The sequence below is a fragment of the Candidatus Neomarinimicrobiota bacterium genome (assembly GCA_021734025.1).
In the GTDB taxonomy this organism is placed as follows: domain Bacteria; phylum Fidelibacterota; class JAANXI01; order JAANXI01; family JAANXI01; genus JAANXI01.
This window is the reverse complement of sequence record JAIPJS010000014.1, coordinates 28,091-50,177: the sequence shown is the minus strand read 5'-3', so window position 1 is coordinate 50,177 and position 22,087 is coordinate 28,091. Positions and strand designations below refer to the sequence as shown.

At 50.0% G+C, this 22,087-nt stretch carries 14 protein-coding genes and 1 pseudogene; 1 reads left to right on the top strand and 14 read right to left on the bottom strand.

Annotation, left to right across the window (positions count from 1 at the left end):
* Positions 1 to 144: 144 nt before the first annotated feature.
* The 13 genes and pseudogenes from K9N57_13540 to K9N57_13480 form a co-directional block, all read right to left on the bottom strand.
* Entirely contained in the window at positions 145 to 1,416 is a 1,272-nt protein-coding gene (locus K9N57_13540; GenBank protein MCF7805204.1) for a YaiO family outer membrane beta-barrel protein, read from the bottom strand.
* A 12-nt stretch (positions 1,417 to 1,428) separates the two neighbouring features.
* Positions 1,429 to 2,873 (bottom strand): annotated as a pseudogene (locus tag K9N57_13535) (glycosyltransferase).
* A complete protein-coding gene (locus K9N57_13530; protein MCF7805203.1) occupies positions 2,870 to 4,195 on the bottom strand; it encodes a HEAT repeat domain-containing protein in 1,326 nt (441 codons plus the stop codon). Before K9N57_13530 ends, K9N57_13535 begins: the two are co-directional and overlap by 4 nt.
* Before the next feature lie 23 nt (positions 4,196 to 4,218).
* Positions 4,219 to 4,587 carry a response regulator gene (locus K9N57_13525; GenBank protein MCF7805202.1) on the bottom strand — a complete coding sequence of 123 codons (369 nt, stop codon included), beginning with the start codon at positions 4,585 to 4,587 and terminating at the stop codon, positions 4,219 to 4,221.
* A complete protein-coding gene (locus K9N57_13520) occupies positions 4,584 to 6,119 on the bottom strand; it encodes a response regulator (GenBank protein ID MCF7805201.1) in 1,536 nt (511 codons plus the stop codon). Before K9N57_13520 ends, K9N57_13525 begins: the two co-directional genes overlap by 4 nt.
* Positions 6,120 to 6,173: 54 nt before the next feature.
* The gene (locus K9N57_13515) at positions 6,174 to 9,059 is read right to left on the bottom strand and encodes a PAS domain S-box protein (protein MCF7805200.1); all 2,886 of its coding nucleotides are present in this window, start codon (positions 9,057 to 9,059) and stop codon (positions 6,174 to 6,176) included.
* An 84-nt stretch (positions 9,060 to 9,143) separates the two neighbouring features.
* Positions 9,144 to 9,509: a response regulator gene (locus K9N57_13510; protein MCF7805199.1), complete on the bottom strand. Its 366-nt coding sequence runs from the start codon at positions 9,507 to 9,509 to the stop codon at positions 9,144 to 9,146.
* Complete coding sequence (locus K9N57_13505) at positions 9,506 to 9,853, bottom strand: Hpt domain-containing protein (protein MCF7805198.1); 348 nt, start codon at positions 9,851 to 9,853, stop codon at positions 9,506 to 9,508. The genes K9N57_13510 and K9N57_13505 overlap by 4 nt, the downstream gene beginning before the upstream one ends.
* 165 nt (positions 9,854 to 10,018) lie before the next feature.
* The gene (locus K9N57_13500) at positions 10,019 to 10,867 is read right to left on the bottom strand and encodes a DUF4249 domain-containing protein (GenBank protein ID MCF7805197.1); all 849 of its coding nucleotides are present in this window, start codon (positions 10,865 to 10,867) and stop codon (positions 10,019 to 10,021) included.
* Between the two features lie 18 nt (positions 10,868 to 10,885).
* The gene (locus K9N57_13495; GenBank protein MCF7805196.1) at positions 10,886 to 13,213 is read right to left on the bottom strand and encodes a TonB-dependent receptor; all 2,328 of its coding nucleotides are present in this window, start codon (positions 13,211 to 13,213) and stop codon (positions 10,886 to 10,888) included.
* Positions 13,213 to 13,452, bottom strand: a complete 240-nt coding sequence (locus tag K9N57_13490; GenBank protein MCF7805195.1) for a hypothetical protein — start codon at positions 13,450 to 13,452, stop codon at positions 13,213 to 13,215. The genes K9N57_13495 and K9N57_13490 overlap by 1 nt, the downstream gene beginning before the upstream one ends.
* Before the next feature lie 504 nt (positions 13,453 to 13,956).
* A complete protein-coding gene (locus tag K9N57_13485) occupies positions 13,957 to 16,665 on the bottom strand; it encodes a LuxR C-terminal-related transcriptional regulator (GenBank protein MCF7805194.1) in 2,709 nt (902 codons plus the stop codon).
* Between the two features lie 96 nt (positions 16,666 to 16,761).
* Complete coding sequence (locus K9N57_13480; protein ID MCF7805193.1) at positions 16,762 to 17,115, bottom strand: DsrE family protein; 354 nt, start codon at positions 17,113 to 17,115, stop codon at positions 16,762 to 16,764.
* Positions 17,116 to 17,581: 466 nt separating this feature from the next.
* Between K9N57_13480 and K9N57_13475 the strand changes: the two genes are divergently transcribed.
* Complete coding sequence (locus tag K9N57_13475) at positions 17,582 to 20,767, top strand: lamin tail domain-containing protein (GenBank protein MCF7805192.1); 3,186 nt, start codon at positions 17,582 to 17,584, stop codon at positions 20,765 to 20,767.
* 96 nt (positions 20,768 to 20,863) lie between these two features.
* Here K9N57_13475 and sat read toward each other — a convergent pair whose 3' ends face one another.
* Positions 20,864 to 22,027 carry a sulfate adenylyltransferase gene (gene sat / locus K9N57_13470; protein MCF7805191.1) on the bottom strand — a complete coding sequence of 388 codons (1,164 nt, stop codon included), beginning with the start codon at positions 22,025 to 22,027 and terminating at the stop codon, positions 20,864 to 20,866.
* Between the last annotated feature and the right edge of the window lie 60 nt (positions 22,028 to 22,087).

Sequence of the window (22,087 nt, the reverse complement as noted above, 5' to 3'; positions counted from 1 at the left end):
CAGGCGATCCTACCAGTGAGGCGGGGACTCCGACCGGTGGGTTACGGAGCCAGCCAGTTCGCAGGCGATGGCATTTCTTTCTGAAATCATGAAGGTCTCAGGCAACCTGTCGGCGGCGGGTAGAGACCTCGGGGAATTCTTTGATTAAAATTGTCTCGATAAGCCAAGTTCGATTCCGCAGTTCTTCAGATATTGTTCTGTCTGCCATTCTTCATTTGCGAAACTCACATTCCACTTGAGAGCATACATGGCTCCCATTTTCCAGTGACCATTTATCTGGATAGCCCGTGCACTCAAATTATTCGCTTCCCCGGCACTCAGCAACAAATCAGGTGATTCGCCCAGCGAGAAGGTGAGTCCGATATAATTTTCTGCATCTCTGAAATACCGACGGGCAGTGAAAATGGCTGACCGGGAAAACGAGACCGCTTTGGGCGTAAGGTACGTGCGGAAGTTTAACCAGTAATTTCCCCAGTATTTCCCTGCAGACATTGTATACACGGCAACATCCGAGGCGGTAAATTTCATATACCGCAGCCCCAATGAAACTTCGAACGCTTTAGGGAGACTCTGATACAGTTCACCGCCAAATCGATATTCCGGGAACAGATCCGCGCCCGCAAATCCCACATTCAAATAGGCATACGTACCCTGTCTGATACTCGGGTAAAGATCAAATTCCGCCTGCCAGTCATTTTGCCCAAAGCGACTCGCCTGATGTACCCGAAAAATCGCAGGGCCGAACCCAAATCGCCGGTTGATCTCTGCGTTCACCGTGTGCCACGGGTCCCTGTTCTGATCGGTACAAATTAAATTCCACGGACCATCAGCGCTTTGAAACCGATCATACCGATAACTCAGGGAAACCTCATACAGTGCTTGCTGTTCCTGCAGTAATTTAAACAGTGTTAATCCCCGCTCATGTGATGGCTCCACCTGTAAAAGAGTATTCAGCGTAATAATTGCCTGACGGGGTTCTCCGGTCTTACTCAATGCCAACGATTTGCTGTACAGAAATTTTTCATTCACCGGATTACGGCGTAATCCGCTTCTGGCCGTTTCTAATACCTCCGTATACTGCTCCGACCAGATGTAGACATCCAATAGAGCGCCTCTGGCATCTGTGTTACCAGGATCTGCGGCAAGTACACGCTGGAGTTGTTTCTCCGCCTGTTCGTATTGGCTGTCCCACGCATAAAGTCTCCCAAGGAAAATCCGGATCTCGTGATATGCAGGACTTATCTCCAGTGCCCGCATACTGAGCTGTCTCGCCAATTCCCGGTTCTCTTGCTCGAACGCGGCATCTCTGGCCTCCGCGAAAAGCGAATCTACATTGACATCCTGCCCATATACCGGATTTGAGGTTGTTAAAATTATAATACCCACCCAGAACAGTAACCCGCGTGTTAGCTTCATATTACGCCACCTTTAATTCTGGTTTTGCGATGATTTTTGCGCAAATCCTTTTCGCTCCATCTGGCCCCAGCCGGTCTTCCCCCGGAGCGCGGAGATAAACCCGCGGATCCGCCAATAGGTGGTCAGCTGCCGGTATCCAAAATTCTCAATGACGGCCAACCCGAAGAGCTGGAGCAGATCCGTAAATTTCGGATACCGTCGAAAAGTCAGCTCCTCTAATCCCACGGCAGCTATAGAGAGGACCATACCAAAGACAACGGCCACCAAAAAAACGTTATAGCAAAGACTGGCGACACCATCCCGGTGATAATAACATACAGGAGTACAAAATAGCCCGGAAGTTCGATGGCAGGCCCTAACATCTCCAGGAAGAAAAAGTACGGGTAGGCAAGCATTCCGATTTTTCCGTATTTGGGCTCAAACAGCATCGACCGGTGCGCCATCAGGCACTCGTACAGTCCCCGCTGCCACCGATCCCGTTGACGACCCAACACTTTTAGAGATTCCGGACATTCCGTCCATGCAACTGGATCGGGGACAAAGCGCACCTGGTATTCTAAGTCGTTATCGTGACAATATTTATGCAGCCGCACGACCAACTCCATATCCTCTCCGACTGTATGAAAAGATGTTCTGGGCGTGGCATATCCCCCGGCATTCACCACGGTAGATCGCCGGAACATCCCGAAGGCCCCGGAAATGATGAGCATAGCATCCAGTGCATCCCACCCCATGCGGCCGGAAAGAAAGGCGCGCAGATACTCCATCACCTGAAATTTTGCAAGCATATTCTTTGGCAGACGAACATCCGTAACAATACCGTTTTCCACTGTGCAATCGTTGACAATCCTGATAATTCCTCCGGCGGCGACCGTGGATGAATCTTCCAGAAAAGGCCGGACGATCCGGATTAATGCATCCCGTTCCAGCAGCGTATCCGCATCCATGGCACAAAATAATGGCGTCCTGCAATAATTCAGGCCGACGTTCAGCGCATCTGCCTTACCGCCGTTGTTTTTATCTATCAGCCAGAGATTGGGATTTTTTCGGCTCTTATACACCTCCTTCACCCCAGCCGTATCGATTCCCGCTGTCGGAACCCGGGCTGCCGGCACCATATCATATGCCTGAATCATAGTCTCCAGAGTGGCATCTTTGGAGCCGTCGTTAATCATCAGTACTTCGTATTCAGGATAATTCAAGGTCAGGAGGGCCCGGGTTGACGCTACGCAGGTCGCCTCCTCGTTATAGGCCGGCGCCAGCAAGGTTATCGGCGGCGCTCCGGAGGAACTGAGCAATTCGTTAATCTGAAATGACTTCAGCCGACCGGCATATTTCCGCAAGGACGTAAAGGCAAAGATATTGGTGAGCATATAGAAGGTGTTCAACGCGAAAAAATACGTCAGAACAAGAAAACTAAAGCCAAAGACGAAAATTCTGAGGGTAATTTCTATCATGCGTCCGACTCCAACAAAACCTGCTTTGCCAGTGTTGCCTGTTCCCCGCCGGATTGCGCAATTTCAATAAGCCGGCGTTCACCTCCGGCAGCAAGAATTCCGTATGCCGCCTTGATGGCAACCCATGGCTCCTGATCACCCATAGCGGACTCCAAAACTGGAATTTCTGCTTTTCCGCCAATGTTACCCAACGCCCGGTATGCCTGTGCCCTGATTACAAAATCCGGGGAGTCGGTTGATTTGCGAATGGCAGGAAGATGTTCCGGCAGACCTACCGCATCCAGTAATCGTAACGCTGCCGCACATACGTCGCGATCGGTTTCTTTGGACAGGACATCTCTGGCTATGGCCGCTGCCTCAAAATCGTGGATTTGTCTCAGGGCATCGGCACACACAGCGCGCGTCTTCACCGAGTATTCCTTGTCGGAAAAGATGCTCCGAAGAGTCGGAGCAATAGCGGCGCCCACGTCTGCCAGCATCGATGACAAATAATTGATGCTCCAGTGTATAAACCGATGCAACCTGTGTAACACATGCTCTGCCAGTTCCGGTTCGTCTTTCCGCATCAGCGCCCGGGCGGCAATCATTGCTACCAGCGGAGACGGGTCGTCGAGCGCGTTTACTATTTTTGTTTTATACTCCTGAAAACCGAGCGTGCTGAGTGAATTCACCGCCCTGGCACGGACTTCCGAGGATCTATCCCGGCACTGGCGTTCAACCAGTGGCAGATAGGGACGAGCCAGGTCTGTGAGGATATCCAGTTCCTCCCCACGAAAGTGCTGGGTATAACGCATCAGGAAGTCGACAAATCTGAGCCGATCGGGCTTGCGTACTTTTGCGTGGAGTTCCTGCAGCGCCTCATCGCCCGCCAGCACCCTGATTAACAGTGGTTCCCAGGTTGCTTCTAATTGCTTCCAACGTTTTTCCTTTCGGATATTTTTAATACGGAACCCAATGGTCACAAAAGCAAAAATCACCACAAAGAGTAGTAATACGAGTATCGAAACTCCCAAGGTGAATAAAATTCGATCGGTATAGTTCAAATCCCAAAATCGATCGGAATCAAGGAGGTCCTTTTGTCCAAAGAAAGTTTTGCCTTTGTGAGCATCTCCGGCTTTACTGCTGTCTTCCGATTCTCCGGATGCGGAGTCGTTCAGCGCATGTACATGCTGGGCATACAGGTCGGAAGACTGGATACTAGTTAATTTTTCGGGAGCTTTTCCGGAATAGGCGTCCCCCGGTATTGTGAGGATGAGCAAAATCACGGCCATTCGGCTGAGTAATTGAATCGCGACTTTAGAATGAAATAAGGTGTATGGCAAAACAGGCTCTGAGAGGTTTGATTTCAATCTGGCCGCAGGATTGAACGAACCTGTTCTGCCAGATTTGCCGGATTAAACGGCTTTTGGATGAAACCGGCCGCGCCAAGTGACCTGATCTTCTGAAAGATCTCACCAGCATCTTTCCCCGTCAGGAAAACCACCGGTGGTACATCGATCTCCGGATTATCTTGTATTTCTTCATACATATCGATGCCACTGCCGTCCGGGAGCATCACATCCAGAAGGATCCCCTCAAAAACCATTTCCGTGAGCATGACCTTCGCCTTGTCGATGGACTCAACTCCGGTAACATCGAATTCGCCGGTCTGTTCCAATACGAATTTTGTCAAAAACTGAATTTCCGGGTCGTCGTCCACCAGTAATATATTCATGTTTTTTTCATCAATCGGTTTACGCGTGAAATTAGTTCGCCCGGGGAAAACGGCTTTAAGATATAGTCATCGGCCCCCAGTGAAAAACCCCGGATTACGTCTTTTTCACTCCCCATGGAAGTCAACATTACAACGGGGACCGCGTCTGCGCTCGGGAGTCTCCTGATGTTTTTTAATAGTTCGAAACCATCCATTCCCGGCATTTTTACATCCAGGATGTACAACGCGTACATACCGTCCTCTTTCGCTGCCTCCAATGCTTGTAACCCATCGGTAAAGTGGTCGACCTGATATTCGGCCTTTTCCAGCCGGTGTTTAACAACCGAGGCGATAAGATCGTCGTCCTCCGCCAAAAAAATGGTATCCGGCCTGGGATCGTGCTGTGCCTCATCAGACAGCACCTGATTTCGACCATTTTCCTTGGCCAAATACAATAATCGGTCGGCCTCGGCGATGAGCTCTTCGGTCAGTTGCTCTTCGCCTGCTGCTGTGATACCTGCAGAGAAGGTGACACTAAATTGTTCATCCTGCGCCGTAAAGGTGTGATCCCGCAGATGATCCAGCGCTTTTTCCAATGCTTTGGCCGCCCCGCTCACATCCGTATCGGGAAAAGCGGCCACGAACTCTTCCCCTCCCCAGCGGGCCAAAATATCGGATTTTCTGAGGGAATCCGAGAGAATCGCAGCGGTCTTTTGCAGAACTTGATCGCCAATATTATGGCCGTACCTGTCGTTCACCGATTTAAAAAGATCAATATCAATAAAGCCCACAGCCAATTGAGATTGTCGTCTGCTGGCAAGTCTGTGCGTCTGTTCGAACATCTCCAGGAATCCCGCCCGATTTGGGAGCCCCGTCAATGGATCTTTATTGGCGGCAACTTTCTGCGCTTCTGCCCGGTGGATTTTATCGGCGACCGCAGCAGTGAGCGCCTCCGGGTCAAACGGCTTTTCAAAGAACGCATCGGCGCCAAGGGCATAACATTCGGATTGTATATGGGGATTACTTTTGGCCGTTGTCACAATTACCGGAATTCCCGCAGTCTTCGGTGTTTCCCGAATCTCTACGAGCAAATTCCGTCCGTCATAATCCGGGAGGATCAGATCCAGGATGACCAGAGAAAAATCGGCATCCCGCAAGAAGGTTTTGGCTTCCTCACCGGTTTGCGCAAATACTATCTCCCGCTGTTCAGACCGGAGCTTTAATTCCAGTAGGTGGACCAGTTCGGGGTCATCCTCCACCACCAGCACTTTCCTCTCAACGTCCTTTTCCCCGGCGGAGATATCCCGGAGGAGTTCCAGTAAGAAGGATAACTCCACCAGGAGATCCTCCTCATCGGCCGTCTCCACACTTCCGGCGGTGGCAGACACCTCCGGAAATCCGTACGTCCCGCCGGAGCCCTTCAGTGAATGTGCGATCCGCCGGATGGTTTGCTCCGCGTCGGAGTCTCCATCACTTAAGGCTTTCCTGGCTGATTCCAGCGCCTCAATGCGGCCTCCGAGTGCGTTCCGGTAATATTCTTTCAGTTCATCCATCGCATTAGTCCTTTCCCTGCCGGTCCCGGGATTTTTATCATCGCATGCATGGAATTAATCTGAGGATTCAAAACGAACAAGCGCTTCACTTATGACTTCATGCAACCGGTTCTGCAAGGTTGCGCTTTTTTTAATAAGCTTTGCAGAGTGTAAATGTAGTTGCTCCAGTTCCGATTGTGAAAGGTCTTTTCCGGTGATAACAATTACCGGGAGGTTAATAAACTGGTCGACCGCCCGCAACTCCTCCAGGAAAGTGAATCCGTCTTTCTCTGGCATCACAATGTCCAGCAGAATTAAATCCACCGGGACCTGTTCCAGGACCCGGAAAGCGTCGTTACCATCGACAGCCGTATGAAGTGATACTGGCTCATCCTGTAAAAAGTCCGCCAGGAGTTCACGCATCCCCGGGTCATCATCGACAATAAGGACCGAGGTCTTCTGAGCTTTTAAATGTTTTCGCAGTAACTGGAGGAGCTGCCTGCGACTGACCGGTTTGTCCAGGAAATCAACCGCTCCAAGCAGGTTCTGCCTGTTTTCGCTGGCAACAATACTGGTGATAACCACCGGAACGTCGCTGAGCCCGGTATCTCTGCGGATCTTCTTTAATACATCAAAACCGCTCATTTGATCCATAATGAGGTCCAGCAGTATCATGTCCGGATGAATTTTCGCAGCAAGTTCCAATCCCTGTGTTCCCGACCCGGCGGAAATAACTTCACAACCGAACTCCTGGACGTAGTGGCTCAACAGGACACGGGAGTCAGTGTCATCATCGATAATGAGCACCACCTGGTCTCCTGCGTTGGTTTCACCAGGCTCAACAGCCACATCAAGATCTGTGCCGATAGCTTGCTCCGGTAGTACGGCTCCAGTCCCTTCTTTTAACCCGCCCAGAGATATGGTGAACGTTGTCCCTTCGCCCACGATACTTTCCACCTCAACCCGGAATCCCAGCAATTCGCATAATGACGAAGTGATCGCCAGGCCGAGTCCGGTTCCCTGATAATTACGGGAGGTCCCGCTTTCAATCTGCTGGAACGCTTGAAAAATTGTATCCAGTTTTTCTTCAGGAATTCCTATCCCGGTATCGCTGACCACCAGCTGCTCCGGCCAGGAATTTTCATCGACCTTTAGTGCGATTTCCACCGTGCCGGTATCGGTAAATTTGATTGCATTTCCAGCCAGGTTGATCAAAATCTGCTTAATTTTCCGGGGATCCGTTTCAATAATCTGCACCGTGTCCGGGAGCGAGGTAACCAGTTCCAAGTCCTCGCTTACCTGCCCGCTTAGTTGGTGGGCGACTTCCAGTATCAGATCTTTAATGTTCACCTGAGATTTGGAAACTGTCATTTTATGCGCTTCAATTTTGGACAGGTCCAGCACATCATTGATTAATTCCAGCAGGTGCGTCCCATTATTTTTGATACGCTCAAGATAGGTCATCTGCTTGTCCGTGAGTGTATCGTCTTTGTTTTTCAACAGGATATTGGAAAATCCGATCACCGAGTTTAAGGGGGTTCGCAGCTCATGGCTCATACTCGCCAGGAATTCACTTTTAATCCGGTTGGCCTCCTCAGCTGCCTCCTTCGCCTCTTTGAGTCGCTGGGTAGTCTTCTTGAGCTGGGTGATATCCTCCTTTATAGCGATATAATGGGTAATATTCCCGTCAGATCCAGTAACCGGAGTAATGGTTGCAGCTTCCCAGAACTTCTCACCGTTCTTCTTTTCATTGATAAATTCACCACGCCATGTGCCGCCGTTTTTCAGTGCCTCCCAGAGTTCCTCATAGACCGATTCCGGAGTCTCACCCGATTTCAAAATGCTCGGATTTTTTCCCCGCACCTCCTCGAAAGTGTAGCCGGTCAGCTTTGTAAATGCCGGGTTCACATATTCGATTCTGGCTTCGGTATCTGTAATCAGGACCACGCTGATACTCTGCTCAATTGCACGGGAAAATTTACGCGCGTCTTCTTCCATATGCCGCTGACTGGTCAGGTCCCGAAGCGCGGTCACCCGGATCTGCTGATCCCGGTATTCCATGTATTTTTCATGGACTTCCAGTGGAAATTCATCCCCGTCAGCCCTGACCGCCTTTACTTCATACGGCTCCTCATACCTGTTGGTAATGTTTTCCCTGACTTTATCCCGATCACCCGGGGCAATCAAATCGGGGATTGCCTTCCCCACAATCTCTTCCAGGTTCATTCCGAAAATGGTGCATACATTTTGGTTGGCGTCGATTATGAGGTCGTCCTCGCTAAAGACGATCCCCTCAAATGCAGCATCTGACATTGCCCTGGCCCGGGTTTCGCTTTTCCGTAGTTCTGTTACGGTTTCAGCAAGTTTCTCTTTATGGTACTCTTCGGCGAAGGTGCTGGAATACAGTCGCGTAAGCCCCTTAACGCGCAAGTGGTGCAGCAATACGGACAGCAACACACCGGAGGCCAACGCAAAAGCATAATGCGTCACTTCAGGAGACGCCGGGATAAGTTGGATGACCGCTCCCCAAGAGACGACAGTCACAAACAATATGCTGTAGTACCATCCCGTGGCCAACAAAAAGAACCCCTGGCCTATCAGGATTATAACGATGTTGGTGGTCTGCTTTACGTCTTCTAACAAGACAAGGTGAAAGAGGGTATTTATGAGCAGTAAAATAATTATGCCCGCTCCAATCAGATATGCACCCGTTGCGGATAAGTCCGAATATTGAACCTGCCACGCAGTAAACAGCAATGTTATCGCGGTTATTCCAGCTATAATGGTCATCGGCCAGACGGCATACTCCGGGAGCACGAAGTAATGACTGGCTGTGAAAAGAGCATATAATATGCCTAACCCCAGAGATACCGGCCGCAATGAATTTTTAAACACGTTGTCCAGGGCACCACGAATTCGTGCAGGCTCCGGCTGATATTCGCTGGGAAATTCTTTCTGCATGATCTTATCCTTAAAAGTCTTCCTGCTTCACATTCGAACAATAGGGAGCGTCACAGGGCATCAACGGGAATTATCTCTCACCTGTCATAACTCCAGGAACCTATGAATAACATTAAGTAATTCGTCTTCATCCACAATAGGCTTCGTGATGTATTCATCAAACCCCATTGAAAGAAATTTTTCGCGGTCTCCTGTCATGGCATGTGCTGTCAGTGCGATAGCCGGAATCTCTGCCAACGTATCGGTCGATCGGATATTTTGCAACACCTCGGTTCCATCCATCTCAGGGAGCGAGATGTCTAAAAGTATCAGATCCGGGGGATGAGCAGCGATACCTTCCAGGGCTTCCTTACCGTTTTCATACTCGTCGATATTGTAATCATCTTCCAGAATAGCACACACCAGGAGTCGGTTGTCGGGGTTGTCTTCGACTAATGCGATTCGGTTCATTTGGCCGTTCCTCCTTTGTAAACCTCAATTTCATCCATAACCTTTCTGAATTCTTCGCGTAACGATTGCACATGATTCTGGACCTTTTCCGGGGCCCAGTCCTCGGCTTCTGCTTCCCCTTCTGCCGCTAACTTCTGGAGGCGGGTTGCGCCAACATTTCCCGCACTGGATTTGATGGAGTGGAATCCGCGGATAATCTGTTGTGTCTCCGAAGACTCCACGCCTTCTGAAATTTCCCGGCACCGGTTTTCCACATTCTCCCGGAAGAGCGCTGTCATCTTGTTGACGAGATTGTCTCCTCCAATAGAATGCAGCCGGTCCAGTGCGATCTTATCGACTACCAATCCTCACTCCCCGGTTGTGGGATAAAAAATAATATAATGCATGGAACATCAGACGGTTAGAAGAAAATACGGGATGGCAGGACGAAAAACAGCCACCGCCTTGGTCCAATGAATATTAACCCCAGGCGGTGGCTGCCGGATATTATACCCGGAAAGGTTGGTTCATTATCTCTGAACCCAAACAGAAGCAGTATCCGTTGAGACCGCGGTAAACAATCCCAATCCACCTGAGATGTTGTACTTCGGTTCCTCAAATGTATCTGTCTGGTTCATCGAGGTGAGCACGTCCAGATATTCCTGTTCAACGGCGTACAGCGTCAATTGATATTCGCCATACCATGAGAACATGAACCAGGGCAGATCCGCGGAGGTACCCATCACGCCATCCATTCCGTGGCCGGAAACCGGTGAAAAGGCAACCAGCGTATCGCCGTCGAACTGGGCGAGCTGAAAGTCAATGATGGCTGGCTCCTGGAAATCCACCAGGCGCTGGCTGTACGGCGACTTCGGACGGGGCGTTGCGACTGTGGTTATCCAGTAACCCTCAGAGCCCTCACCACCGGTCCACTCCAGACTGAATTTCTGCCCCAGATCCAGAAACGTCAGTGTATCAGCCGGTAAATGGGTGATCTCGATCGGCGCCGGGGCGGTCGTTGTCGCCAGTAATTCGTGGTCTCCATACTCAACATTCAGGGTATAGGTCATCCCCGGCTGCACTCTGACCGACCTGTCGGGCAGATAGTAGACGCCTTTGGCGTGACTATATTCGGACAACTGATAGACGTTTTCGTCATCGGAAATCGTGACATCAGCACCGGAGACCGCCGCGTCGTCAGCATTATAGCGGGCTTTGATATCGAAGGTCCGGGTTAATCGTATCGAATCGATGGGCTGTCCAGTGAACAGATAGGCGCTCACAACTAATTCTTCCTGGTAATCCGGCTCCATGGAATTCTCGGAGCAGGCCGTCCACATCAGCGTCAGTGTTAATATCAATATGATTGTGCGTTTCATTGTTAATTCCTCCTCAGATTAGAATGAAAACTCTATACCGGCGGTTGGCAGGATCGGCAGCATCCGGACTTCAGACACTTCGGCTGTGCCGTCCGCCATGAAATTCACGTTTTTGTGCCAGAGATTCCGCCGGTTGTAGGCATTAAAAATTTGCAGGTACCAGCTCCAGCTTTCGAGCATCACACTTTCGGGCAACTGTTTTGTATATCGGACACCCATGTCCAGACGATGATAGTGCGGCATCCGGGCGTTGTTGCGCTCGCCGCCGATGACGAAGGATGTTTCATCCTCCGGGAATTGCAGCTGATAATGTCCCATCGGACGCGTGTATCCCTGGCCGGTGCCGTATGTCCAGGCGAAGTTGGCTGACCACCGTTCATTAATGCGATATGCCCCCACTGTTTTAATGCTGTGTCGACGGTCGAACCGCGGATAGTAGGTCTTCCCGTCGTTGACCGCGTCGAATGTCCGCTTGGTCCATCCCAGGGAATAACTGACCCAGCCGGTGAAATCGCCGGTTTTCTTCTCCAGGTTGAAATCGGCGCCGTACGCCCAGCCTCGCCCGGAATGGAACAGGTCTTCGCCCTTGTACACCCGCGTCGCCTGGGTATTAAATTGGTAGAGTTGTGGCATATCCTTGTAATAGCCTTCGATGGTGCCAGTCAGGTCACCGGGCAGATCCATCTCCACGCCGGCCACGTAATGGGTTGCGCTGGCCGGGGCGATGCTGTTATCGCTGGGAAACCAGACATCCATGAACGACATGGCGTCGTTGCCCATCGGCACGATATTCACGAACTGGTAATACTGTCCGTATGCGGTTTTCAGGCGAACCTTGTCCGTCAGCATGAATTGTACGGCTAACCGCGGAGAGATTTTCCAGTTTGGATCGCCGATGTAGGATGAATCTTCCATGGTATTTTCAAATCCGGTGGGCGAGTAATTTGTGACTCGGACCCCTGGCTGGATGTTTAACCGCGGCGTCGCTTTCCACTCGTCCTGCAGATACATTGCAAACGACGAGCTTCCGGAACTTAACACCATCCGCTGCTGTTCAAACCTGGCGTCGTATTTCGATTCCAGCATCTTGTACTCGAAGCCGAGTTTGACACCGTGGTCATTCCCCGGAAAATATTCCAGGTCGCCCTGCATGGTAAAATCCTCGATGTCATTGAAGATCTGTCCGGTCATCAGCGCGTCATCGCGATCTAACGCCGAACCGTACGCGCTCCGGGAGAGGTAAAAATTCGAGAACAGTTTATCGCTGAAGACATGCGTCCACCGCGCATTGACCGCCCGGTTTCCCCAGTTGATATTAAAGGCAAAGGGATCAAGCGAGAAATTCATGTTGTCGCTGCCCTGGTAGAACGTGAGCACCAGTTTATCCTGGTGACTGAAATCCTGGTAGATTTTCAGATGCATATCGTAGAAATAATAATCCGGGATCATTTCCAGTTGCTGTTTGGCTTCACCGCTGACGCCTTGTTCGGTGGCATTCAACATATAATCCACATACGTGCGCCGTCCCGAGAAAAACCATGCGCCATTGGCCAGGGGGCCTTGAAGCGATGTTTTGGCGCTGACTAACCCTAGCGATGTTTTCCCCTCGAAGGATTTTTGATTGCCGTCCTTATTCGTGACATCCAGCACCGACGAAAGACGGCCGCCGTATTTCGCCGAGAATCCGCTGCGGACGAATTTCACATCTTTTATCGCATCAACATCGAACGTACTGAACAGCCCAAAGAGATGATTTGCGTTGTAGACCTCGGAGCCGTCCAGCAGCACCAGATTTTGGTCCGGAGTGCCACCTCGGACGTAAATACCGCTGGAAAACTCGGAACTGGTGAGCACGCCCGGCATCATCTGGATTGTTCGCATCAAGTCGGCTTCTGCCATGACTGGCGCGGTTTTGAGCGTACGGGGTGAAACGTGAATGGTACCAGTCTCAACGAGTTCAATATCCTCTTCCCGTTCAGCCTCCACCACCACCGCTTCACTCTGGAGTGCTTTGGGAGTGAGTCCCAGGTTTACGACGCGCCTTTCATTTATCTTCAGGTTTAGCGACAACTCCCTGCGTTCGTATCCCATGTAGGTACACACCAGGGAAACTTCCCCTGCCGGAATATTATTGATGATGTAGTATCCCTGATTGTTGGTCATGGCACCCAGCTGCGTATCCTTGATGTACACATTTGCAGCGATGAGCGTCTCTTCATTCGTAGCATCTTTGATGAATCCGCTAATAGTTCCCGCCGTCACGCTTCCGGCGAACACCAATAGCACCGTAAAAATCATCATTTTGAGTTTTGTGATGTGCATGAGATCTCCTTTGTTCAGTTTCATTAATTCGCCGGTTCTTCGACTTCCACCGAATTCAAATCAAGGTTGAGGTCGTGGATACGCTTCAGCAATCCGTGCAATTCTGTCCGGTCTCTGGTGGTGCCTGTGAGTTCTGTCTTATCGCCGGTCAAAACAATTTCCACATCCTCGAACCATTCCTGTCTGCGTTCATCCAGTTTGCCATCCAGGATAATCCGAAATTTCCGCTGTTCTGTCCTGTGTGTTCCGTCATCTGTATTCATTGTAGATCCTTTTGTTATCTGTTCGGGACCAATCTATGGAAAGGGCCGGGTGAGAAACATCACCCGGACCGGGTGAAATTCGGGGAATTGAGGTGAAATTATGGGGTGAGGAGGGGAAAAATACACAGGACATCCCAACCGGACTCTGATGTATAGGAGGAAGTCAAGGGATCTCGTAATTCTCTTGGGGGAGGTTGCACCCGAGATCCCTCCGCTCGCTATCGCTCGGCAGGGATGACTCTTTTGTAGCCCGCTTGCATACGTTCTGCAATGCAGTCATCCTGAGCGATCCCGCCCTGGCGGGAGAGCCGTCCCACCGGGATCCCTTCGGGGAAGGATCTCGTCATCTTAACTCCGGAGTATCACTCGCGACTCCATTCATCCGGCAGCCGCCGGATTCGGCCGGAATGCCCCTGAATGCCCCTAATTTTTTTCTAGTTGCTGGAAACGATCAAATCGGCATTTTATTAAAGCAAACAGCCGGCCTGGACTCCTTGTGCCTTTCTAATCCAAAAACCCCAACTGGCGTGCCTTTTCTATGGCCTCGGTCTTACTGCTGACCTCAAGTTTGCCATACAGGTTTTTCAGATGGGTTTTTACTGTATTGAGGGAGACAAACATACTGTCGGCGATTTCCTGGTAGGTGTTGTTTTCACCAAGATATGATAGCACCTCCTGTTCCCGTTCGGTCAGCGGGCTGATGAGATCCTGTTTAAATCCGGGAATGATGGATTGTGCGGTATCATTTCTGATTTTACCGAGGATTAACCGTGCAACTTCCCTGGCATCCCCGGACGGTGTATTACTCTCGATATATGCAGACAGAATTTTTTTCATCTGCGGACTAATTTCCAGGAAGGGGCGAATCTCCTCCCGGTTCGCCGCACGCACCAAAGATTGCTCCAGTATTTTGAATGCGTCGGATAAATTTCCGGCGATGTATTCGACCGCGGCCTCGTAGATGTTAAGAACGAGCAGGCTTCCCTTCCGAGCCTTCACTTCTGCTGTTCCTTTTAACTGCTCTATCAATGGTCGCGCCTGTTCACTTTCTTTCCGATGCAACGCGCTCCGAATTATAAGGAACCCCTGTTTCTCCTGTATCGGAGTAAACACCTCATCCGGTACGTAATTTACGGATTGGAGCTCTGCTGCTACCTTGTCAAATTTATCTGCGGCTGCCTGTACCGACAGTTGATCAGTCTGCAAATCCGCCGCATAAATTCCGATTGTACTCTCTCTGGAAACTCTGGCAGCATTGGCTTCATGAGTTTTTGCCCCCGGATGATCATCTTTTACATAGTGGCATTTTGCGAGTTGAAAATGTGCATGATATTCAACATAGGGATCGTCACCCCGACGCGACTGAGCCACGGCAGTTTCCAGTGCCGTGATCGATTTCCCGATATCGTTTCTCTGGTATTCAGCTATTCCAAGTGCCAGGTGCAAATAACATGCAGCAGGAATTTCACTGATACCCAACTCCTTTAACCGGTCAATATATTCGTGTGCGCGGGTTGCAGCTATTGCCGGGCCTTCCAGCTGAATCAACAGATTACAAATATGCCCCATTGCCGAGAGTCTTAAATAGTAATTTCCGGACTCCGGGAGTTCCCTTAAGAGCTGTTCTAGCAGATGAATAGGTTTTTCGACTTCACCGAAGTACATATAGGCGCGGGCCAGATTGTAAAGCAGCGTACTTCGGAATACGGTCTGCCCCTCGGGGAATGATGTTAACAATTGTTCACTCAAACTGATGGAGGCCTGAACCTTCCCGGTCACTCTTTGCCAGAAGGTCTGAAGGATCTGTGTGAAAAACTCCACACGTTGCTTCCGGGAATCGGAATATTGGCACTCCTGAGAGTGGATTGCCTGTACGGTTTCTTGTATGGTATTGTCCAGATTCTCAGTCTGATAACTCAATAGTTGCATCCATGCCCGGCCAAGTAAAATCATCGGATATTTCCGAAGTTCATCTTCCGGTAATCGGTTCACCCACTGTCGGAACTCCGAATGCCGGCTCTCCTGGATCAGTTGCTCACTGTAATCATCTAAAAGGCGGATTGCCCGGCCGGAGTCTTCCATTTGGAACGCGTGGGACATTGCATCATCGGGATAGCCCTGCTCATCAAACCACTCACTGGCTCTCCTGTGTAAAGTATCGATTTCGATGTGTAGAGCATGGTTGAGCCGGAACCGGAGGAGGTCGCCGAACAGGTGATGATATCGGTACCACTGCCCCGATTCGTCCAGTGGCACTAAAAACAGGTTTTGCTCATTCAGGGTAGTTAACAACGCTTCAGCATTTTTGTCACCAGTGACAACACCACACAATTCAGCATTAAACCGCTGTAAAATTGATGTCTGCAGGAGAAACTGTTGCTGCTCATCAGGTAATTGTTCCAGCACCTCTTCTATGAGATAATCCAGGACGTATCCTGTTTCACCGGAAAACGATTCCAGGAATGCGGTTTTATCCTCTGTCTGCTGAAGGGATAATGACGCCAACTGCAGTCCGGCAGCCCAGCCCTCGGTCTTCCGGTTCAGCGTTTCGATACTTTCGTCGGGTAATTCCATTCCCAGCACCTGGTTCAGGAGCATGTCGGTTTCATCTCTGGTAAACCGGAGATCCTGTTCCCGGATTTCGGCGACTGTTCCCCTGGCCCGATACCTGGCTACCGGAAATGCTGGATCAACTCTGGTGATGAGCACAAGGCGGAGCGTGTGCGGTAACTGGTCGATGAAAAAGCGCATTGCCTCATGGATTTCCGGTTCATCGATGGTGTGATAATCATCCAGGACCAGCGTCCCGGGTTCATCCATTTCCCAGAGATCGTTGATGACCGGGGTCAGGAGTGTTTCAGCTGAAGGCAGAGATTCACCTTCCAACATAGCAAGTGTGGATGTTCCCAGGGAAGGCAGAACCTGTTGAAGCGAGGCCACCAGATATCTCAGGAAGCGTCTGAGGTTATTATCCTGATCGTCCAGAGAGAGCCATGCATAATTCGGTTCTGATTCCTCCAGCCAGGCCCGGACACAGGTACTTTTTCCGAACCCTGCCGGCGCCGTGATGAGTGCCAGGCGATATGAGTGTTCCGAGAGCATCTCAATGAGACGCTGACGATTGAGGATCTCCGGACGGAGCGGCGGCGGATGCAGTTTGGTCCGGAGAATTCCCTGCAGAACTCCATCGGGCAGGTGAGAATTTGGGGTCATGTCAAATGGGCATTTGTGGTTAAAGTAGCACTTTCAGCTCATAAATAAATAGTCTGTAACTCTAATTATTGGGACAGTAAAGGGACCACCTGCCTATCAAAGTGTAATCACCTTCTCCGCCTTCCATTGGGCAGTGATAATGTCTGGCATCCCCCCAATGATCCCGACACCGATTTTATCAAGTAGTCCATGATATTTCAGGCAGGTGTTGCAAAGTACTAAATCCACCCCTTTCTGTTCCAGGGATTTCAGAACATCCAGGACTGGCGAACCTTCCGTGACCAGCTTCACGCCATCCGCATAAAAACAGATCGCCCCGGGGAGCACATCGTTGTCATTCAATAAGGAGAGATAGGTATTGATCAAGATATAGCGAAGTTCGGCGTCACCGGTGCCCATGCCCTCATTCGTAATCATAATCAGAGTGGAGTCACTTTGCGGGAGTTCCATGGTTTGTTCCTTTCATTGGAGTAATTAAAGCGCTGAGACCAAGTTTCTTTATGAAGTGCTCTATATGCCACCTCGCTTAATAGAAAATCGGATTTAAGAATACTCGTCAGACAAATAATTTAATTTCACTTGCATGAGAAGCCAAGCGGATGTGACAAATACTTTGCCGAAACAGTATTTTTTGCACAGGAGAGGTCTATTAATCCCTTGATTCCGGGAATCATATGGCAGACTTTCTACACTGATTATTCTTTTGCCTTCTAACAGGGGAACAACTGTCACCATTGTGAAATATCCAGAGAATTTTAAACCCGTTAATCTTGTCTGGTGTCTGGTCAATTATAGTGTTGAATCCTGCCACGGTTTCGAATCAGTCAACCATTCCGGATAGCATAATCATCTGAGAGGAATTCCCATTCAGCGAAAGTTGCGGAATCTCATACAATACATTTTCATGTTAGCTCTGATGGTTTATGCGAGTGAAATTACGGGCCAGCAATCAATCCGGATCAACGAATTCGTCGCGTCAAATTCCGCTACTCTCGCCGATGCAGATGGCGATTATTCGGACTGGCTGGAAATCTATAATCCCACATCGGAGCCCGTCGATTTATCAGGATGGTCTCTGACTGATGACGAAGCAGATTCTACGCTGTGGACTTTTCCCCCTGCCCAACTCAGCGCCGGGGAATACATGGTGGTCTATGCGTCCGGGAAAAATTTTCGGGATCTGGTTTTTCCTCTCCATACCAATTTTAAAATTGATGCCGATGGTGAATACCTGGCTCTGTATGATGCAGACGGTACCGTTGTGACCAGTTTCACCACATTTCCGAAGCTCCCGCCGGATGTGGCATATTGTTACAACGATGGTAATTACGCTTTATCGACCACCCCGACGCCGGGAGCAAAAAATATTATTACTGGCGATCTAAACGTTACTCCACCGGTGTTCAGTCGCAAGCATGGAATTTATGATGCCCTCATTGAAGTTGAAATCACTTCCGCAAACGAAAGCGTCCAAATTTATTATACCACGGACGGTCGTTCACCATCTGCCGGAAACAGCAATATCTACTCCGGCCCTATCAATATTCAGACGACTACGGTGCTCAGGGCAGTTGCGGTGGATGGTGAGTTCTCAAGTGCGGTGACTACCGCCACGTATCTGTTCCCTGATGATGTGCTTACACAGCCGAATGCCCCTAAAGGGTATCCTGAAAAATGGGGGAGTTACATCGATATAGACGGGGAGGCGACCGCAGATTACGGAATGGACCCGGAAGTAGTGCATAATCCGGGGTATTCCGGGCAGATGAACGAGGCCTTGCTTTCGATTCCGACCCTTTCCATCGTTACTAACAAAAATTACCTCTTCTCGCATAGTACGGATCCTGATACCGGTGGTATCTACATTTATACAGCGGCTCCCGGCGCGCCGTTAGGGACGGACTGGGAACGTCCGGCCTCTGTGGAATTCTTCAATAGCCAGGACGGCCTGGATTTCCAAGAAGATTGCGGAATCAAAATCCATGGCGGGCACAGCCGTCGTCCCGAGAAGAGTCCCAAGCATTCGTTTCGGCTGCCGTTTAAGGACGAATACGGGAAAACAAAACTCAACTATCCGCTATTCGGTGAGGAGGCGGAAACCTCTCTGAACCAAGTGGTGCTCCGTGGTACGTTCGGCAATTCCTGGCTTCATTGGAACACGAACGAAAGGGAACGCGGTACGCTGCTTCGGGATCCCTGGGCAAAGGATACTCAATTGGATATGGGACATCCAGCTGCCCACGGAAGATTTGTACATCTCTACCTCAATGGGATCTATTGGGGAGTTTATAATGCTACAGAACGGGTGGACGAGGAATTTGCAGAAGAGTATCTCGGTGGGGACGAAGTAGAGTATGATCTCATTAAAGATTACGGCGAGGTCGCCGAGGGACGGAAAGATGCCTGGGACGAACTTATCGCTTTGGCCGGGAAAGACGTATCCGATGATGCAAATTATTATCGGATACTGGGAAAAAATGCGGATGGTACAGATAATCCTGAGTACGAATCTTATCTGGATATCGAAAATTTTATCGACTATATGATTATCCATTTTTACGCTGGAAATGTGGATTGGGACCATCACAACTGGATCGCAGCGAGAAACCGGGTGAATCCCGGTGCCGGATTTAAATTTTTCAGCTGGGATTCTGAACGCATATTCGAAAACGTGAATACGAATATCCTGAGTGAGGACAACCATGACAGACCCAGCGGCATTTTTCAGGATCTTACCGACAGTGAGATATTTCTTCGATTATTTGCCGACCGGGTGCAGGAACATTTATATAGTGACGGAGCATTAACCAACGAAGCCGTCTCCCAAAGGCTCCAGGACAGAGCTAACGAAATCGAGATAGCGATTATTGCCGAATCAGCACGATGGGGCGATTATCGCAGGGATGTCCATCGCTGGGCAAACAGCCCGTTCGAGCTCTATACCAAAGTGTATTGGAACAGAGAATTGGCCCGACTGACAGAGGATTACTTCCCGGAGCGTGGTGACATTTTTATTGACCAGCTTCGGGATGCGAACCTGTTCCCTGCCTTCGATGCTCCCGTTCTCTTGATTAACGGACGCCAGATTTCCGGAAATAAAATCCACGCTGGTGATACGTTATCACTGTCATCACCCAATGGAACAATGTACTATACGCTGGATGGCACTGACCCGGCAGCCGGTGATGGAATCGCCTCTACCGCCATAGAATACTCAACGCCGATCAAATTGTATCACACTACCCCGGTTAAGGCCAGGCTCTACTATAGAAATGAATGGAGTGCACTGACACAACGGGTACTCGTCCTCCCGGGTGATCAAAAAAAACTGAAAATTACAGAAATCCACTATCACCCACTTCAGCAGGACACCATAGATGACAAATATTTCGAATTCCTCGAACTGAAAAACACCGATACCACCTCCCTCAGTTTAGCCGGTAACAGATTTATTGAAGGCGTCTCTTATACGTTTTCCGGGGAATCCGTAATCCCTCCCGGCGAATTCCTTGTGCTCGCTTCGGCGCCCCCGCACTTCAATCAACGTTACGGGGTCTCTCCACACGATAAATTTACTGGTGCGATAGATAATTCAGGTGAGAGAATTGTGATGGTGGATGCAGAGGGAGATACCCTCATCAATATTCGATACGATGACAGCGATCCCTGGCCGGTGACTCCTGATGGAGCTGGGCATTCCCTCGTCTCGTACACACGGGATCCTGTTGGTGATCAAAACGATCCCCGGAGATGGCGGGCCTCTGCATCCATTCACGGCTCTCCGGGAACAGATGATGAAGTCAGCACAGGAATCAATGGTCCTACACCTACTGAGCCCTCACAGTTCACGCTCTACCAGAATTACCCGAACCCGTTCAATCCGGAAACCCGAATCCGGTATTACCTAAAGGATAGGAAGGCAGTGAATATTACGGTGTACGATTTGCGGGGAAACGAAATTACTATCCTGGTGGATGAGGTTCAGTCACCGGGTCAATATCATGTAACTTTTGATGCAACCAGATTAGCCAGTGGTATCTATTTTTACAAACTAACATCCGGACATTTATCCCAGATGAAAAAGATGATTATACTGAAATAATCAAGTTATCCCCGGGAATATCTCATAGACTGGGAAGCCACCATAGATTAGCGCTGGCATTCGACTATGGTCTGCCAGCGCTAATTCCCATATCCGTTAAGATGTATACGCTTTCTTCAGTATTTCAGCGACTTCCGGCCGGGTAAACTCCTCCGGCAGGTCTTCGCCGTTGCTCAGTTTTTCGCGGACTTTTGTCCCGCTGAGAAACACCCGATCTTTTCCCGAATGTGGACATGTCTTGTCAGAGGCCATCTGCTGGCACTTTCTGCAGTAGAAGGCATGTTCGAAGAACATCGGTGTAATCCCGATTTCGGACGGCTCAAACTCACCAAAGATGAGTTGGGCGTCGTAGGTTCCGTAATAGTCGCCGACACCGGCGTGATCTCTGCCGACGATAAAATGAGTGCAGCCGTAATTCTTCCGTACCAGCGCATGGAAGATGGCTTCCCTGGGGCCGGCATAACGCATAGCCGCCGGAAACACGCTGATCTGGGAGCGATCTTGTGGATAATATTCCCCCAGGATCGTTTCGTAACACTCCATCCGGACACTCGCCGGAACATCGTCGCTCTTGGTTTCACCAACCAGTGGATGCACCAGCAATCCATCCACCAATTCCAATGCACATTTCTGGAGGTATTCGTGAGCACGGTGGATAGGATTTCGGGTTTGAAAGGCTACGACGGAATTCCACCCGCGTTCGGTGAACAGTTCCCGTAATTCGGCAGGAGTATGACGATGATGCTGAAACGTCTCATGGTCGATTTTTTCGAACAGTGTAATGTCACCGCCGACCAGAAAATCACCCTGATCATACAGCGCCTGGACTCCCGGATGGTCCCGGTGAGTCGTCCGGAACACGTTGGCCGCTTCCCGTTCCTTGTCGTAGGAATAAATATCTTCAATGGATATACTGCCAACAGTCGCACCAGTCGATTCGTCAACCAAGGCGGCCTCCGATTCCCCGCCAAGTTCCTCTTTCTTCTCTTCGGTCACCGAAAGTGTAATCGGCAGCGACCAGACGTCGCCAGACTTCAGCCGCATAGACTCCACAACACTTTCGTAATCCTCCTGATCCATAAAACCGGTCAAAGGACTCATGGCACCGATGGAAATCATGTCCAGATCCGCCATTTCTCTGGCATCCAACAGGATCTGCGGTAGCGATTTTGCCCGCTCCCTTTCGTTATCGGCCTCACCGGCTGGCATTACCCGGTTGACCAGGGTTCCACCGTGGGGGGCAATTGTTTGTACGCTCACAAATACTCCTTTCGTTTGTTAATTAAACCACGTTTTTCAAAAAGACCTTTAAGGTACAAT

Bases quoted from the DNA above. Each gene is read 5' to 3' on its own strand.
- K9N57_13515 (MCF7805200.1), bottom strand. From the start codon at position 9,059: ATGCAGAAAGAATTTCCCAGCGAATATCAGCCGGAGCCTGCACGAATT.
- K9N57_13475 (MCF7805192.1), top strand. From the start codon at position 17,582: ATGGTTTATGCGAGTGAAATTACGGGCCAGCAATCAATCCGGATCAAC.
- K9N57_13495 (MCF7805196.1), bottom strand. From the start codon at position 13,213: ATGAAACTGAACAAAGGAGATCTCATGCACATCACAAAACTCAAAATG.
- K9N57_13540 (MCF7805204.1), bottom strand. From the start codon at position 1,416: ATGAAGCTAACACGCGGGTTACTGTTCTGGGTGGGTATTATAATTTTA.
- K9N57_13525 (MCF7805202.1), bottom strand. From the start codon at position 4,587: ATGAATATATTACTGGTGGACGACGACCCGGAAATTCAGTTTTTGACA.
- K9N57_13485 (MCF7805194.1), bottom strand. From the start codon at position 16,665: ATGACCCCAAATTCTCACCTGCCCGATGGAGTTCTGCAGGGAATTCTC.
- K9N57_13480 (MCF7805193.1), bottom strand. From the start codon at position 17,115: ATGGAACTCCCGCAAAGTGACTCCACTCTGATTATGATTACGAATGAG.
- K9N57_13510 (MCF7805199.1), bottom strand. From the start codon at position 9,509: ATGAACCGAATCGCATTAGTCGAAGACAACCCCGACAACCGACTCCTG.
- K9N57_13500 (MCF7805197.1), bottom strand. From the start codon at position 10,867: ATGAAACGCACAATCATATTGATATTAACACTGACGCTGATGTGGACG.
- K9N57_13520 (MCF7805201.1), bottom strand. From the start codon at position 6,119: ATGGATGAACTGAAAGAATATTACCGGAACGCACTCGGAGGCCGCATT.
- K9N57_13490 (MCF7805195.1), bottom strand. From the start codon at position 13,452: ATGAATACAGATGACGGAACACACAGGACAGAACAGCGGAAATTTCGG.